Origin of the sequence: Photobacterium sp. GB-50 (genome assembly GCF_003026755.1) — a bacterium.
Classification (GTDB): Bacteria; Pseudomonadota; Gammaproteobacteria; order Enterobacterales; family Vibrionaceae; genus Photobacterium.
On record NZ_PYNX01000007.1, the window covers coordinates 46,385 to 63,607 of the forward strand.

The window sequence follows — 17,223 nt, forward strand, 5'->3', positions numbered from 1 at the left end:
TATTAATAAGGAACGGCATCGTTTTTTAATACACACCGAAGTATGGATCATAAGTAACAATAATTGCTTTAGGTATGATTATTTCAGCGCCATTTTTCCAATTATCATCGATATGTTGATATAGATTAGACTCTTCCTCAGATACCAATAACAGTTGAATCCTTTCTTCTTCAATATCGAATTGAAGTGCAATATAAGACGCTATATTAAATAGCCGCTCGTAACCTAAATCCGTCGTTATATGTTGAATAATAACAATATAGGTTTGATGATAATTTTTAAGAGCGTAACCAAAGTTATTCAATACTCTTTTAGTATCAACGGTTAATTTGTTGCTGTTATCACTAAAATAGACAACATTGTACTGATCTTGGATTTCAACTAATAATGCTTGCTTTGGTATATAAGCTTTAATTTGTATTGTGCTCTGATTTATAGGACTAGCGTCGCTAAAATTATGCATCGCATAAGCTGGAAATATGGTGAATGCGACAGCCACTAAAATTGTAATTATAGTTACTGAATAGTTAAATAATCTATTAGTGATGAAGTTAGAAAAAAATGACGGCATAACATGCTCATTGTACTTGTATGATTATCAGTTTAGTACAATGAACATTGTTATAGCCTAAAATTAAGGTTATTCGTCTTATTTGTGATTATCTATGATTGGATTGATATTTTTATAGGGTGGTAGAGACATCCGCTCAGCCATATAATCAATAAAACAACGTACTTTGGGTGCAAGATATTTACGTCTAGGGTAAACAGCATAAATAGGTAATTCTACTGTGGTTTTCCAATCATTAAGTAAAGTGATTAACTTATTTGTTTTAATCTCGTCCGTTAGCAGATAGGTTGAGAGATAAGCAATACCTAAACCACTGACTGCAGCATCAAGCACTGCAGGTGCATTATCAATACGATAATTACCATTAACTCGAATGGATTGCTTTAATCCATCTCGTCCAAATTCCCAGTTTACATATTTACGCTCGCGGCTTTGGTAAGTAATACAATTGTGTTGACGTAAATCACCAGGGATAATGGGCTCACCATGTTGTGCTATGTAATCAGGGGAAGCGACAACGACGAATTCACATTTGGCGAGCTTTCGGGCTACCATTCCTTCAGGTGGATGTTCATGAATAGCAATCCAGCAATCAAAGCCTTCTTCTAAAAGGTTTGGGCGGTGATCAAATAAACTAATTTCAAGCTCTAGTTCAGGATTTTGCTTTTGAAACTCAGCTAATGCGGAAGTGATATGAATATTACCGAAAGATTGAGCGATGCCAATTCGTAATAGACCTGTAATTTCATTTCGATATCCCGCCACCATGGCTTCCGCTTCATTAACTGTATCAATTAATTGTTGGCCATAGTCTGCGTATTGCACGCCAATTTCAGTTAATACAACGGTACGTGTACTGCGTTGAACAAGCTGACAGCCTAACCTTTCTTCTAAACATTTTATTTGCTTACTTACCTGAGACTTTGATATTCCCAAACGATCAGCAGCTTTTGTGAAATTTTGTTCATGACCAATAGCAGCCAGTATTACCATCTGTTGCAAATTATCAAGCATTTGGTATTCCAAGTTACGCTGTCACGATGATATGGCGTAACAAAATAATCGATTAACACTATCTATGCATTATGATTTTTTGCCTCATAAACATCAATCTATATGTATGAATATAAATAATAACTTACATCATTTTAAACGATTTAAATAATTAGAACGGAAACGTTATGATAGCGCTATTGCTAATGGAGGAATGCATGTTTACCGTTTTTACCACCTTTTTATTATTGGGTCTATATAGCTTTGGCGGCCCAGCAGCACATATTGGTTTCTTTCAACGTTCTTTTGTACAAGAAAAAAAATGGATTTCTGATGATGATTTCACTCATGCTGTAGCGTTATGTCAATTTTTACCGGGCCCTGCCAGTAGCCAACTTGGTATGTATATTGGTTATAAGAAAGCGGGATATTTAGGCGCCGTTGCTGCCTTTATGGGTTTTACTTTACCTTCTTTTGCATTATTAACAGGACTTGCCATTGTTAGTAGCAGTGTAACGTCTAACTCTGTTGTTGATAGTTTAATCATCGCGGCAAAACTACTTGCCGTTATCGTCGTTGCTGATGCGCTATGGGGAATGGCTAAAAAGAACTTAACGACAGCCCTAACAATTACCGTGGCAGTGGTGACAGCTATTTGGGTCTATTTTAGTTCCGGTCTACTTGGTCAAGTGTTGCCTATCTGTGTCGCGGCAGCTGTTGGCTACGCATTGTCATTTAAAACGCAGATTACACCAACAAATAAACTAACGACTAGCATAAAACCACACCTTGGTATTTTAGTTACATTTGGCGTGTTGTTAGTGGGGTTACCCTTATTAGCACCTTACAATAGCGGTATTAATTTATTTAATATCTTCTACCAAGCAGGGAGTTTTGTTTTTGGCGGTGGGCATGTTGTATTACCACTCCTACAACCAATGATGGAAGGGTTAGTAGGGGAGTCTACCTTTATTAATGCTTACGCATCTGCACAGCTTGTACCTGGTCCAATGTTCACTATGGCTAGTTATTTAGGTGCTTCGATAGACGGTATACACCCAGTGTTAGGTAGCTTGATAGCAACCATTGCTGTGTTTTTACCTGGCAGTTTATTACTATTTGCATTTCTTCCAGCATGGAAAGCGTTGTTTGAGCATCAACGATTAAAACAATCAATCACTTTAGTCAATGCTTGTGTTGTTGGACTATTAGCCAGTGCTTTTGTTAGTCCAATTATTACCAGTGGCGTTAAAACCGGATTTGATGTTGTAGCAGTTGTGGTTGGATTTATTGCGTTTAAATATTTCAAATGGCCGGTATGGGTGTTAGCTTTGATGCTTTTCACAACCAAATATTTGATCTTAACTTAATAACATCAATTAGTTAAAAAGAAGGGCTGCTTTATGCAAGCCCTTCTTTTATAGAATAATCGAAACAGCTTATAGGCTTGGATGTGGTATAAATATTAACTCCTAATGCACTATAACTTTATAACCTATAATGAAAACAACTTACCAATCGAGAACTAATTGATGATTTTTAATAATTAATTCAGGCTTAGTAGATTTAAGCAACGCTTGTTTCATTTCGTTTTCATCTAGCTTATAGACAGGTTTGGTTGATAGCACCTGTCCAATAAGTGAAACAAATGGAGTGATAACCGGTTTAGTCAGTATGTTATTAAACTTCTCCGGTTTTATTGTCAATGATTCAATATTTAAACCACGTAAATATATCGCCCCTTCATTTTGATTATAATAGGGGATGGCACTGAAATTTGCTTTAACAACAATATCTTGAGGTGGTTGGCCAGCAAGCTCTAGTTGAGCGCTAGCTGTAGTATCAACACTAACACGATTGTCCGCGACACGGCCAATGCCTACTTTTACTTTTTCAAACTTACCTGTTGCGTAGGCGATACCTTGAATACCAACAGAGCGTTCAACATTCGTTTCTTTGTTTATGTAGTTTTGCATCTCACTTTCAGTGATACCGTAACTACTACAGCCAGCAAAGAAGAAGGCAGAACTCACAATAATCAGAGCTTTTAAGCGCATAAAAAACCTTAAGAAAAATATATATGCTTTATTTATAGCTCATATTAATAAAAAAAAGCACGTAAACCTACGTGCTTAATACTCTCAAACAAATATTAACTGTTAGCAAACAAAACAGAGATATCATAGTTATCACGGCTAAGTGAGCTTTTAAGTTTTGCTAATGAGGTAACTTGTAATTGGCGAATACGTTCTCTTGTCAGTCCCACTTCTTCTGCAACTTCTTGCAAAGTCTGTGCTTCATAACCTTGTAAACCAAATCTTCTACATATGATTTCTTTATCTCGGTTATTTAAACAATTGAGTACGTTGGATGTTATTTTTTGGATTGCTAAATCATCAACATGTTCATCAGGTTTTGCACTGTTTTCATCTGCAATTAATACCGCTATTGACTGATTACTTGCTTCATTTGAGAATGATTGATCGTACGATACAATAGGAGTGTCATAAGAAAGGGTTGTCGATACATCATCAAGGGTTTTATTTAAAACTTCAGCAACTAACTCTGTACTTGGTTCCTGATTGTTTTTCTTTACTAATTGTTTATGCGTCCGAACAATGGTGTTAATTTCTTTTGATACATGAACAGGTAAGCGTATCGTTCTTCCTTGATTATGTATTGCACGTTCTATTGTTTGTTTTATCCACCATGTAGCGTATGTTGAAAATCTAAACCCTTTTTCTGGATCAAATTTTTCAACAGCTGTCATTAATCCGATATTACCTTCATCAATTAAATCACTGATATGTATGTTACTGCCTCGGTATTTTTTTGCGATACTTACGACTAATCGTAAATTACTCTCAATCAATACATTTTTACTATTAGCATCACCGCACAAGCTTTTTCGGCTATATAAAATTTCTTCTTCTTTCGTTAAAAGTGGCTTTTCTGATATTTCTTTTAGGTATAAATGAACGATATCCCCGCCATGTGGAAATTGTTCTTCTTTGTTTATATCCATTTCAGATTCCTTTATGATATTTATATTTAAAGTTTATAAGCCAACTATCAATAAGCAACTAGGCTCACACTATCATAAAGATTTATTCTATTCACCCATTTTATTAATCAGTTAATAAAAAATTAATACTACTTCACATTATAAATTCAATAAAAGATACCTAAAAAGTATCTACTAGTCACTATAGAAATAAAATCTCACGTTTTAATAATAAAAACTATAAATTTTATGAAATCTTACCAACCACTAATAGCACCTAAATGATATTGATTCTCATTTGTATCGATGTATGATGAAGTTATTGTTTAAGGAGTTAGCTATGGTCTCTACCACAATTTCTGTTAAGCCCGAAATGGCTATCTTCAGTTTAAAACTAAAGAAAAAACTACTACTTCTAGGTCCAGCATTCATTGCGGCTATTGGTTATATTGATCCCGGTAATTTTGCTACAAACATAGAAGCGGGCTCTTCTTTTGGCTATCAGTTATTATGGGTTGTTCTTTGGGCAAACCTAATGGCTATGTTGATCCAATACCTATCTGCAAAGTTAGGTATAGTGACGGGGAAAAATCTCGCGGAACATTTACGAGAACATCTACCCAAATGGGCGATAGCTCCATATTGGATTCAGGCCGAAATTATAGCTATGGCGACGGATTTAGCTGAATTTATTGGTGCTGCTGTTGGTTTCCAATTATTGTTTGGTATTAGTTTAATGGAAGGAGCAATAATAACAGCCATAGTAACAATGGCTATTTTATTATTAAGTAATAAAAGCCAGAAACCATTAGAAGTTGTCATTGCAACATTATTATTAGTCGTAGCTGTTGTATATGTTATTGAACTTTTCTTTGCTCATCCTGCTGCAAGCGAGATGATAAAAGGTCTTGCTATTCCAACGTTAAATAGTTCACATCAAATTTATTTAGCTGCAGGTATTTTAGGTGCAACAGTAATGCCGCATGTTATTTATTTACACTCGGCGCTATTTAAAAATACTTACGGTGAAACAAAAGCAAAAAGATTAAAATCAACACGTTTAGATGTACTCATTGCAATGGTTATTGCAGGTTTTGTGAATATTGCAATTGTGGCAATGGCAGCAGCCGTTTTCCATTATTCAGGTAATCAAGATATTGCTGGGATTGAAACGGCGTACAAAACATTAACGCCACTTGTTGGACAAGCGGCATCTACATTGTTTGCTATTTCTCTTATCGCATCAGGCTTATCATCGACTGTTGTTGGCACGATGGCTGGAGATGTCGTAATGCAAGGTTTCGTAAAATTTAAGATCCCTTTGTTATTACGCCGTCTTGTTACAATGATCCCATCATTTATCGTTATCGGGCTTGCTATTAATACCACTGAAATTTTAGTGATGAGTCAAGTCGTTCTTAGTTTTGGTATTGCATTAGCTATTATACCGTTACTCATTTTCACTAATAATGAAAAACTAATGGGTGAGTTTAAAAACAATAAATACGTTAGTTATGCAGGTATTGTTATCATTGCTCTTGTTGTTGCCTTGAACATATACCTAATGGTGACACTTTCTTAAATAATACATCCAATCAATTAGATGAATAAAAGCCAAACGTCACTTGTTTGTTATTTATTGGCAGTTTTTTTGTTTCATCAATAAACGTAGTGCTTTATTTTTATATTTAAATTCTTTTTTAGCTTTCTCTGATGCAACGTTTAAGATCATTTTAGAACGCTTTTCTAAGCTTTCTAGTTTCGTTTTTAAGCCTTCACAAGGTATAACACTGTATTGATTCTTATACTGTTTCACACTTTGAGCCTCAGAAGGGAAAGAGATAAGTAAAAAAATCGAAATTAATGAGCTAATGACACACATTTTCATGATAAATACTCCTTTCTATGGCGTATTATATTTCATAAGTGTTAATTACTAGTATTAAGTTTTACAATAAATGTGAGGTAAGCAGTTATTTTATAAAATACATAAGGTTATCAATTACATTACCGACTCGGAACTACACCTTTTAAATCATCATCAGTACGTCTATCGTAGCGTTGGGTTGTCGTAATACTACTATGTCCCATAAATTTACTGACTAATAATAAGTCGTAACCTGAACGCAAAAGATTAGTTGCCACTGAATGTCGAAAATCATGGGGTGAAACAATACGAGAAAAACCTAACATATTGAGTTTTTTACACAAATCATTAAGTGTTTGTGTTGTTAAACGCATATAAGTCAATGTTTGGTAACGATTAATAGTGCAAAATAATGCAGGTAAATTCGGGTTAAAATCTTGCAAACGAATGGCTAGCCATTTTTCCATCGCGTTATATAAATCACTATTTCGAGAGAAAGGAACATAGCGCTCCTTATTACCTTTACCAACAACACGTAGCTGGCACCGATCCATATCAATATCAAAGGTATTTATATTGACCACTTCTGCTCGCCGTAAACCTGCCTCATACATTAACCAAAAAATAGCATTATCTCTCAATGCCTTAGTTTCATTCTTTTGATTAAGCGTAATAGCTGAAATATGATCTAATTCATTATAGCTAAGGTATCTGCCACTGGATTGACGAGATCCCCTCGGTAATTTAATTGCTTTTATACGTTCTAAATTTTCAACTGAGATCAACTCAGCGAGCCAGGCATGTTGAGCTACACCGCGTAACATGCGAAGTAAATTATCAGCAGTTGCTGGCGCATAGGCTTTTTTTTGATCGCTGATTTGGTTATCTATTCGATCACTTAAAAACGATTGCATCGTTGATTGAAGAATAGGGGCATATAAAATACCAGTCCAATCAAAACGCTCAATACAACTTCGAATACAAAAACAACTAAAGGCCTCTAACATCACTTTTGATTGTTTTGATAATTCAAACGCATAGTGCTGAGGTAAAATCGGTTGAAGCCAACCACTTTCTATCGTTGAGTTTTTAAAACTTCCAAGATCAAAAACTGCGACACGATCTTTAAATTCAACAACACGAGAGGCAGGTAAGTTTTGATTATCTCTAAGAAATTTAGCTACATTCAATAAAGCGTTAAGTAATGGCTTTACTTGTAAGTTCTTTATTGGCTCATTCGCACTGAAGTAATGATTTTTCATTTTAGCTTTTTGTTTAGCGCGAGCAATCAGAAATGACTTAACTGCATCAATCAGCTTTTCTTGATTATTAAATAGTTCAATCCAATCAATGAGTTGGAAGCTATCTCCCAATACATAGCGTGCAAGCCTTTCAAGTGAATAACGCGCATTAGCTTGACCGCCGGTGGTGTCAGTCGCTGATAATGAATACACATAAGATAACGCAGGATTAGTCGAAGCATAATTTATATGATTAATGCGTTCTGCTAATTGTGTTTGCTGACGTAACGATGTGGTTCTTAAACTCGCGGCTCTTGGATCGATAGGGAATTTGTTCTGCATTACATAAGTTATTTTAGATCTGCTATAAGAGATATTATATAAGACTTAAATTTAATTACTATATAAATCTGTTAGTTAGTCGAAAGATCTGGATCATCAACAAAGATATACTGACTGTTATTAACCATGTTTTTTTTGTTGGTATTTTAAATGAATTAAGAGATTAACCTACGAATTAGTGATTCATAAAAGTGTTACCCTGTCACACATGGGTTGTAAACTTAATACGCTGAATTAGAAAGTTATTACTTATAATTAAAGTTAATGGAGATAAAATGATGTAGGTATGAAATTGTTAAAGAGAGCTATTTGGCTTTGTTGCCTTTTTTCTACTTCAGTAAGTGCAACGAATATCTATCTCAAGCAATTTAATGAAATAGATATGAGCCTTAACAATTTAGTGTTAGATATAAGTTGCGGAAAGTTACCATCAATATCGTTTACGGGTGATGAACTCGAAATGGTGATGTTACAAGTGAATGATGCGACACTTAAATTATATTCTACAGATAAAGATAACCCTAAGGTTAACATTACGGCTCGTGTTATTGTTTCTAAACCTTTGAATAAAATTGATATCGCTAATCACGCAAAGGTAAATATTGATGGCTGTGCGCTAGATGAAACTACATTCACCGCTAATGTATCGAATAAAAGTTATGCCGAACTTCACGGTTCAACAACGAATCTCGATATAACTGCAACAGACAATTCGCATGTGAAGGTCGGTATTGTTGCTGAAAAAGTTATCGTTAATGCCTTTCAATCATCATCTATTGAGATCAATAAACCCATTGGAGTTTTAAAATTATCACTCGCCACTGATTCTTTATTTTCTTTAACATCAGGCGTTAACCTTGTTGAATTAAACATGAAAGAGGAGTCAATTGCCACTATGTGCAATACGGCGAACAGTACAATAAATGGTTCTATGGAAGATGATTCATCCATCACAATAAATAAAGCTGCTGATTCAACAATTGTCGCTAGTGACAATAGTAAAATAACGTATTGTTATCAGAACTGACGTTTTATAGTAAATATGTAATGATAGTCTTAATTTGATAGGGGTCGATCATGACAATACAAACAGTCACGTTTTCAGTTAATAACAAGCTTTCCATCGCGGAAAATATAATCGAATATGTACAAAGCCATGAAGATAAATTTTCACCCGCTTTGTTCACTAAACATGATCAACAAGATCTTCGATATCAATTTGCAACAGCTAGCCTACATGTTGATATGGTAGAAATGGCACAAGATTCAAATAGTGGTGTGATCAGCGTAAGTTACGGTATTCATTTCTTCTGGCCCTGTAATAACCAAGATGAAATTGATCACTATAAAGAAACACTAAACTTTGTAATAAGAGAGGAGAAAGTAACGATTGAACTCGTTGAACATGAACCATGGATTGTGCTGTAAACAAAAACAGCCACTCAGAAGAATGGCTGCTTTAGATAGCATCTAATTATTCGTCACTCTCAAAACCAAATACACGATCTTGGATATACACCATATCGCAATCAGTTTTGTATAAAACACTATGTATTCTGTTTGCTTGAATATAACCCGTTTGGCCTGCAGTTAGCGTCATTTCATCACCATCTTTAGCGAGTTCACCATCTTTCTTGACGTAAAATTGAATAACAATTTCACCTTTAACAATGATCGACATGTCATCATTAGGATGATGATGGGGTGCTTCAAACGTACCAGCTTCCCATCGTTCAAGTAAAGCTGTTACACAGTTTTCATTCTTTTCATCTGTATCTCGGAAACTAAAACCTGGCATATCAGGTTCTTTTGTAAAATCAGACCAGATGTTTTTAGAAACAAAATCACTCATAATAAAACCATATAACTATTTGAAGATATAGTTATTATAGGTGAAGAAAGTTATTTTATAGATAGCCAAAAAAGAAAGATAAAAAACCAAATTGACGTGCTACAAAATCAGGTTAAGAATCTTATATCTTAATTAATACATATCGTGATCGTTGTATAACCAATCGTCTGCTTCATCAAACATGTCCTGTAGCAGTGCTTCAACGCGTTCTTTATCATCGGCAAAACCACCAAGCACTGTGAGATTATTTCCACCACCAAGACGAACACGAATATTTGCATCCGGCCAGTTCATTAATACTCTTCTGTTAAATTCATCATCAATCTTTGAAAAATGAGCATCAGATAGGTTGAGTTTATTAAGCATTAATTCAATACGCATATAGTAATTACATCCAACTGTATATAACAACACTGATTTTATAAACAGTAGTAACTAACATCAATTCAAGATTTAAATCGTTGTAATTAGTTGTATTCATTAATACTGTTGCCCAATAACAACAGAGATCTTTGTCACATCTTTAATGATAGTTAATCAAAATAACGTTCATTTGATACTGTCATAACGCCATTCATTAACCCACACTGAAAAAGCGATTAGCATTTCAACAAAAATAATTTACAGCTTAAACAATAAGTATCAAAAATAAATATTTTAAACGAAATTTGGAACTTATTGTTATTCCTTTTTGTCAAAATAGTTCTATCATTATTCCAACAGCAAATAATAGGATATAAAAAATGACAACTTTCACATTACATAGCCAAGACATTGTAGAAGGCCAATTAAAAGACAAGCGCTTTTCATTTAACAGCTTCGGACACGACGGTGATAACGTTTCTCCGCAGCTATCATGGGAAAACGCACCTGAAGGAACAAAAAGTTTTGCAATAACTTGTTTTGATCCAGACGCACCAACAGAAAGCGGATTCTGGCACTGGCAAGTGATCAATATCCCAGCATCGACTACATCACTTGAGCAGGGCGCATCAGGCAAACTTGCGGCTGGTTTAGAGATGCGTAATGACTATGGGTTTAACGGTTACGGCGGCGCTTGTCCTCCTGAAGGTCACGGTATGCATCGTTACCAATTTACAGTATGGGCACTGCCAGTAGAAAAACTTGAAGTGCCAGATGATGCATCATGTGCATTAGTTAGCTTTATGCTAAACGCAACAGCATTGGGCAAATCAACGATTACCCCAACATATGTTCGATAAATAACGCTTATATTAATAATCATTGAGATAAACCTTGTGTCTATTTATTGTGTATCATCAATAACCAGTCACAAGGTTTATATAAAAAAAACATGTCAGGCATAATCAAACTTAATTATTATAATGGTAATCGACCGCAGCACCTGCGTAATGTACCGATTATTTACCCTTCCATTTTCTGGATTCAACAGGGTAATAAACAATTGCATTGGCAAAATGACTGGATCACCTTCAATAGCAATAACTGGTTATTGGCACATGGCAATACATCATTGACCTTTATCAATACCCCTAACCAAACCCAATTTTTCTCAACCCAACTGAGTTTTTTGATCCGACCAACGGATGAGCAAATTCAACGGTCGCAAGAAAATCAGAAAGACGGTTTAACACCTGAATATAGCCTAGATGGAACGGCGAAATACTTATGGCAAAGTATAATAACAATGCCGAAGGATATTCAGCCCAACGTGCAAACACATATCGTTAATGCATTATTTGAGCATCTTGCTAACAATGGTTATCTTCATCAGTTATTTTCAATGCGAAATTTAAGCTGGCGAGACAAGTTAACCCAATATTTTAATGATGATCCCAAAGCCAATCATTCAATTGAATCGGTCTGTGATCATTTCGGATTAAGTAAATCGACATTAATTAGGCGCTTAAAAGACGAGAATACCCAATTTAGGGATGTATTAGCAGAACTGAGAATGGGTTATGCATTAAGCTTATTGCAAACTAAGCCATATTCACAAATAGAGCTTGCGCATTTATGTGGTTACAAATCAGAAGCCCGATTTGCACAACGTTTTCAACATCAATTTGGTCTGAGCCTAAAACAATATCAAAAAACATTTGAATACCACCATTAAGATAAATACCATTCTTTTATTTTAGCGATAATGGTATTTATCTTTATATTCAATAATATCAATCCATTAACGGATAAATAATGTCTCTAATTGAAGGGCAATGGCATCCGCTAATTGGTGCGTTGAAATGTTACGTTCTATAGTATGCAGTGGCATATTGCCAGACTCTACCACACTTAACCAATCAGAAATCATCGCATCAAACCCTTTGGTTGCTAACATTGGCATCCAATCTTCTGATGTTAAAATTCTTTCTTCATTATTTAGCCAGCGTTGACCACGCATAAAAGAAGTAAATTGGTAAGACTGGTTATGATAAGTGGCAGAAACACATTCATTGGTAATGCCGTTTAAACGATTCATCGAAGCATGTAGCAGACATTGTCCTGCTTGCCATTGCACATCAACACGTGAAAGCTGATCACCAAACATTTGATGAGTAACATAAACATCATCGAGTGTCGATTTAGTATTTAAGTTAACGCTATCAAGTGCATGAATAAAATCATCAAAGATAAAGGTGTGAATATCACCAACCAGATTATGGCGATTTTTCTCCCAACGCAGTGAATGTAATTCACCAATATTTCCGGAAGCTAACTCTGGTAGATGTTTGTTAAATAGAGGGATATGACGACGGTTAAAACCAACATAAAGTGGGGTGTTATGTTGTTCTGCAAGCTCGTAAAGACGTTCAACGTGCTCTGCATTATCAACTAACGGTTTATCAACAAACGTAGGAATACCTTGCTTTATACACCAATGCGCTATGTCATAGTGACTACGTGTTGCAGCATGGATCATCACCGCATCTATATTCTTTTTATTTAATTGGCGGTAATCATCAAAACAGCAAGTGACATTATGCTTATCAGCTAATGCATTTAAAACGGTAGGGTTGCGTGTACAAAAAATTAACTCTACATTTTTCAGTTGCGTCATAATTGGGAGATACGCTTTCTGTGCAATATCACCTAGCCCAACAATTCCTATTCGCATTTTTAACCCTTAACGTATTGGTTTTATGAACCGAAATGCTTTATATCTCAAAGAAGCTGAAGCTAGGCTTAAGACATTCACTTTAACGGTGTTTATTTTCCGAACTCTCATGGCTTAAAGTAGGATCATCATACTTTTTCATTTTCTCATTAAATTTATCTTCTCGTTTATGATAGATAGATTGTAATGAAATTAAACAGATAACGCAGCTTGCCACACATTTTAAAAGGGAAATAATAATGCAATGGGGCAGTGTGGTTGTCCGATGTAATGTTAAGTAAAATAACTCACAAGTATAAACAATAGTAGATACTAACGACGCGTAAAAAAAGATTTTGTTTGTTGCTATGGGCATCTTCACAATAATAACTCTGTTTAATATGCTTCTATCTATAAAACGTAACATAATACCCCTTAAGAATAACAGCGATTGAGAAAATATTTTATAAATTAATTACATAAAGTGATGATTTTATACATTAAGGCCATTTTTTGAACTAAAATTAGTCCGAACAACATTCAAATGCTAAACAACCGTTAGTAATATTTTGAATTACTAGACCAATATAGAATGTAAGCTTATGTTTATATAAATAGCCTAATTGCCAATGGCTGAACGATATACCTAATGAAGCTAATCAGAAAAGGGATGAAATTGAACACAAATGCGTTAACATGGTTATGAAACATCTTACAGCATGGGGCATTCACCAAGCGATTAAGCCCTAGCATCATTAAAATACTCACAGAGCTCAATCTTGGTGTAGGCTTTACTCTGTATCCTATCATTCTATTAGAATGAGGGGATTATCAATAAAATGAGCAACATAAAACATTAGTAAAAGCGATGAGATCAAATAGATTGATAAATTGAGATCATAGTTTCCGAAATATAACCGTTTTATTTAGCACATTAATCATGTTCAATACGCAATAATATTATTTATAGATTATTCTATTTACACAGTTTTTGGGATAGCACATGCTTTCAATATTCAACGCTGCAGAAATGTTCGCACTTATTCTTACTCTCGCGACCTTAATAACAGGTGTTATTTTCGCGTTAGATAAGTTCGTGTGGCAACCTAAACGAGAAGGGGTTAAACAGGAGAACACAGGTTGGGTTGCTCAAGCACGCTCAATGTTTCCGGTGTTATTTGCTATTTTAATTATTCGATCATTTATTATCGAACCTTTTCAAATTCCAAGTGGCTCTATGCAGCCGACATTAGTACCTGGTGATTTTATTGGGGTAGAAAAGTTCGCCTACGGCCTACGCGATCCTATTTTCCACAAAACATTAATACCAACAGGTAAGCCACAACGTGGTGACATAGCAGTATTTATTGATCCATCAAATCCGAAAATTGATTTAATCAAACGCGTGGTTGGTTTACCGGGTGATACTATTATTTACCAAAACAAAACCCTTTATATCAAACCAGCTTGTAACGGACAGAAAGTATGTCCAGTAGCAAAAGAAGTACCAAAACAATATGTTGGCTTAACTAATTTCACTGAATTAGGTACACAGCTAAACGAGTATAAAGAAGAACTGGGTAAGGTGACTCACCACATTCTGCGTGATCCAACTTTACCAGAGCAAATTAATCGTTATTACCAACAGCCAGGTCAACCAATGGGTGTATGGGTAGTGCCAAAGGGTCATTACTTTGCAATGGGTGACAACCGAGATAATAGCTTAGATAGCCGTTACTGGGGCTTTATGCCAGAGCAGAACTTAGTAGGTAAAGCGACCTTCATTTGGATTAGCTTTACTTTCAACCATAACCCAGACTCAATGTGGCCACATTGGTTACCTAATGGTGTTCGCTTCAACCGTATCGGTAGCATTCATTAGAACGATAACCAAACAATAAGATAAAACCAGAAAAACCGACATGCTAACAACATGTCGGTTTTTTTATTAGTCTGTAATATTTTGAATCAGATTATACTTATCTGACTCTTTCTTCGTTACCCAGTGCTCGCCACTTGCTGGTGCAGAATCTAGCGTGTACATGTAGAAATCAACACCTTTATTCCTAGCTCTTACAGGTTGTGCTGCACAGACCGGTATTGTTACACCGAAAGAGAACTCTTATACAGTAGAAGCGACTGGCAGCAGTGCGCAAGAAGCAAAACAAATTGCAAATGCGACGGCAAAAAAGACATGTAAAGATTTAGGTAAATCCTTCTATGTGATTTCTGAATAGAGTAATTTCGATCATGCCGTTGATGAGAAAACCACTGAGCTTGCAAACACGGCGAGCAAGTTTTTCTTAGGTGGTGATGTACTAAATTCAGAGCATAAAGTTATGATGGAATTTAACTGTAAATAACTAACTTTTACATCATACGTGATTTAATAGGGCATATACCTCTGCGTGTATGTCCTTTTTTATGTTTTAAGCACTAGTACAATTAGCGTTGTAAATCACTTAGTATCAACGCTTTCCTTTAAAGCCCTACAATAATTGCCGATATATATCCCTGATTTTAGTTGGTTTTTGTCATACACCGACTTAGCTATACTGCGCAAGTTTTAAACTCACTATTATAAATAGAATACATAAAGCACTGGATTTACGCTCCAGCTCGCAGAAGGAAAAAACATGTCTCAATACGTTGTATGTGCGCTGTATAAATTTGTCGCATTAGATAACTACCAAGAAATTCGCCAACCATTAACGAAATTGCTCGAAGCTAATCACATTCGGGGCACACTGCTTCTTGCGAGTGAAGGGATCAATGGCACCGTAGCAGGTAAACGAGAATCTATTGATGCGTTACTAGCTTGGTTTAAACAAGATCCGCGCTTAGCTGACGTTGTTTATAAAGAATCATTTAATGCAGAGCAGCCATTTAACCGCACCAAAGTAAAACTGAAGAAAGAAATCGTTACTATGGGTGTGGAGGGGATCGATCCTCGTCACGTGGTGGGAACCTACGTAAAACCTAACGAATGGAACGCATTAATTTCAGATCCTGATGTTGTTCTGGTTGATACCCGTAACGATTACGAAGTCGATATTGGTACATTCAAAAACGCCGTAAATCCAAATACAGAAACCTTCCGCGAATTCCCGCAATACGTGAAAGATAACCTTGATCCTAATAAGCACAAAAAGGTTGCGATGTTCTGTACTGGCGGTATTCGTTGTGAAAAATCAACTGCATACATGAAAGAGCAAGGGTTTGAAGAAGTTTATCACCTTGAAGGTGGCATTCTTAAATACCTTGAAGAAGTCCCACAAGAAGAAAGCATGTGGGAAGGCGACTGCTATGTGTTTGATGGGCGAGTTGCAGTAAACCACCAACTAGAAAAAAGTGATTACGATGTGTGTAATGCCTGTCGATTGCCAATCACACAAGAAGAACAATTATCAGAGCATTTTGAAAAAGGCGTAAGTTGTCCAAAATGTATTGATAAACACAGCGAAGAGCAAAAAGCCCGTTTCCGTGAACGTGAAAAACAAGTGCAATTAGCGAATGCACGTGGTGAAACCCATGTCGGCGGTGATGCTGCTCAACTAATAGAGCAACGTAAAAAAGCCAAACTTGCCCATAAAGAGCAGCAACGAGCGGCTAAAAAGTAAGATAAAACAATATCTGCTTTCAAATGATAAAACACAAAAGGAATAGACATTTTTAACTAGAAAGAGTTATTTGTGTTTATTCCCTTTTTATTAATGCAGTTTATGTGTTGATATTTCACCTAATGTTATATGCATGCAGTCAATCAATAGTCAGCTAGATACTCTTCATATAACTACAAATAATGCAGTATTCAGTTTCCATCCCGAATCTATTCATATACTTGCCGATCTACAAGTGGGTTGGGAAAAACGCTTCCACAACGGAATGGGTATCAACGTATTATCCGCTATAGGGGATAACACAATAATATCCCTTATAGCGGATAAATTGTAAATATCCGCTATAAGGGATATACTTTAAATATCCTTTATAGCGGATAATTCAAAGTGGGAACCATGCAAATCACATCAGCTAAAATGCTCGCCAATGCAGTGCGAGATCAACGTAAAGCCCAAAGCAGAACCCAAAGTGATACAGCTAAACTGGTCGGTATTAAACAAACCACCGTATCTGCGTTCGAAAATAACCCAGAAAGTACCAAGCTAGAAACGCTTTTTAAATTACTCGCCGCATTAGATCTAGAGCTGCATGTTCAACCGCGTAACACAAACAGCGAACCACACACCACACAACAGAAATGGAATGAGGAGTGGTAA

Annotated in this window: 18 protein-coding genes; 9 read left to right on the top strand and 9 right to left on the bottom strand. The window is 35.7% G+C overall.

What is annotated here, in order from left to right:
* Positions 1-25: 25 nt before the first annotated feature.
* Positions 26-571, bottom strand: coding sequence for a hypothetical protein (locus tag C9J41_RS11200; RefSeq protein ID WP_107294575.1), 546 nt, complete (start codon positions 569-571; stop codon positions 26-28).
* Positions 572-649: 78 nt separating this feature from the next.
* Positions 650-1,585: a LysR family transcriptional regulator gene (locus tag C9J41_RS11205; protein ID WP_107207155.1), complete on the bottom strand. Its 936-nt coding sequence runs from the start codon at positions 1,583-1,585 to the stop codon at positions 650-652.
* 197 nt (positions 1,586-1,782) lie between these two features.
* Here C9J41_RS11205 and chrA point away from each other — a divergent pair, with 197 nt between their 5' ends.
* The gene (gene chrA / locus C9J41_RS11210) at positions 1,783-2,934 is read left to right on the top strand and encodes a chromate efflux transporter (RefSeq protein ID WP_107294576.1); all 1,152 of its coding nucleotides are present in this window, start codon (positions 1,783-1,785) and stop codon (positions 2,932-2,934) included.
* 141 nt (positions 2,935-3,075) lie between these two features.
* Here the strand turns inward: chrA and C9J41_RS11215 are convergent, their stop codons facing one another.
* Complete coding sequence (locus C9J41_RS11215; protein ID WP_107207153.1) at positions 3,076-3,621, bottom strand: DUF1439 domain-containing protein; 546 nt, start codon at positions 3,619-3,621, stop codon at positions 3,076-3,078.
* 95 nt (positions 3,622-3,716) lie between these two features.
* On the bottom strand, positions 3,717-4,589 hold the full coding sequence (rpoS, locus tag C9J41_RS11220) for an RNA polymerase sigma factor RpoS (RefSeq protein ID WP_107207152.1): 873 nt from the start codon (positions 4,587-4,589) through the stop codon (positions 3,717-3,719).
* Positions 4,590-4,908: 319 nt separating this feature from the next.
* Here rpoS and C9J41_RS11225 point away from each other — a divergent pair, with 319 nt between their 5' ends.
* Complete coding sequence (locus C9J41_RS11225) at positions 4,909-6,150, top strand: Nramp family divalent metal transporter (RefSeq protein ID WP_304589087.1); 1,242 nt, start codon at positions 4,909-4,911, stop codon at positions 6,148-6,150.
* 54 nt (positions 6,151-6,204) lie between these two features.
* Here C9J41_RS11225 and C9J41_RS11230 read toward each other — a convergent pair whose 3' ends face one another.
* Positions 6,205-6,456: a hypothetical protein gene (locus C9J41_RS11230; protein WP_107207151.1), complete on the bottom strand. Its 252-nt coding sequence runs from the start codon at positions 6,454-6,456 to the stop codon at positions 6,205-6,207.
* Between the two features lie 119 nt (positions 6,457-6,575).
* A complete protein-coding gene (locus C9J41_RS11235; RefSeq protein ID WP_107247397.1) occupies positions 6,576-8,018 on the bottom strand; it encodes a tyrosine-type recombinase/integrase in 1,443 nt (480 codons plus the stop codon).
* 286 nt (positions 8,019-8,304) lie between these two features.
* Between C9J41_RS11235 and C9J41_RS11240 the strand changes: the two genes are divergently transcribed.
* Together C9J41_RS11240 and C9J41_RS11245 are read left to right on the top strand one after the other, a co-directional pair.
* Positions 8,305-9,045, top strand: coding sequence for a GIN domain-containing protein (locus C9J41_RS11240; RefSeq protein WP_107260964.1), 741 nt, complete (start codon positions 8,305-8,307; stop codon positions 9,043-9,045).
* Between the two features lie 50 nt (positions 9,046-9,095).
* Positions 9,096-9,446, top strand: a complete 351-nt coding sequence (locus C9J41_RS11245; protein ID WP_107294577.1) for a hypothetical protein — start codon at positions 9,096-9,098, stop codon at positions 9,444-9,446.
* Positions 9,447-9,492: 46 nt separating this feature from the next.
* Here C9J41_RS11245 and C9J41_RS11250 read toward each other — a convergent pair whose 3' ends face one another.
* The gene (locus C9J41_RS11250; RefSeq protein ID WP_107207147.1) at positions 9,493-9,870 is read right to left on the bottom strand and encodes a cupin domain-containing protein; all 378 of its coding nucleotides are present in this window, start codon (positions 9,868-9,870) and stop codon (positions 9,493-9,495) included.
* A gap of 132 nt (positions 9,871-10,002) precedes the next feature.
* Positions 10,003-10,251, bottom strand: a complete 249-nt coding sequence (locus tag C9J41_RS11255) for a DinI-like family protein (protein ID WP_107207146.1) — start codon at positions 10,249-10,251, stop codon at positions 10,003-10,005.
* A gap of 362 nt (positions 10,252-10,613) precedes the next feature.
* Here C9J41_RS11255 and C9J41_RS11260 point away from each other — a divergent pair, with 362 nt between their 5' ends.
* Positions 10,614-11,093, top strand: coding sequence for a YbhB/YbcL family Raf kinase inhibitor-like protein (locus tag C9J41_RS11260; RefSeq protein WP_107207145.1), 480 nt, complete (start codon positions 10,614-10,616; stop codon positions 11,091-11,093).
* 92 nt (positions 11,094-11,185) lie between these two features.
* Entirely contained in the window at positions 11,186-11,968 is a 783-nt protein-coding gene (locus tag C9J41_RS11265; protein ID WP_107207144.1) for a helix-turn-helix transcriptional regulator, read from the top strand.
* Between the two features lie 66 nt (positions 11,969-12,034).
* Here C9J41_RS11265 and C9J41_RS11270 read toward each other — a convergent pair whose 3' ends face one another.
* Entirely contained in the window at positions 12,035-12,967 is a 933-nt protein-coding gene (locus C9J41_RS11270; protein WP_107207143.1) for a Gfo/Idh/MocA family protein, read from the bottom strand.
* Between the two features lie 982 nt (positions 12,968-13,949).
* Here C9J41_RS11270 and lepB point away from each other — a divergent pair.
* The 3 genes from lepB (at position 13,950) to C9J41_RS11295 (ending at position 17,223) form a co-directional block, all read left to right on the top strand.
* Entirely contained in the window at positions 13,950-14,828 is an 879-nt protein-coding gene (lepB, locus tag C9J41_RS11275) for a signal peptidase I (RefSeq protein ID WP_107207142.1), read from the top strand.
* A 754-nt stretch (positions 14,829-15,582) separates the two neighbouring features.
* Positions 15,583-16,566, top strand: a complete 984-nt coding sequence (locus tag C9J41_RS11285; RefSeq protein ID WP_107207141.1) for a rhodanese-related sulfurtransferase — start codon at positions 15,583-15,585, stop codon at positions 16,564-16,566.
* A gap of 396 nt (positions 16,567-16,962) precedes the next feature.
* Positions 16,963-17,223 (top strand): helix-turn-helix domain-containing protein, encoded by a 261-nt coding sequence (locus C9J41_RS11295; RefSeq protein WP_045151640.1) that lies wholly within the window; start codon positions 16,963-16,965, stop codon positions 17,221-17,223.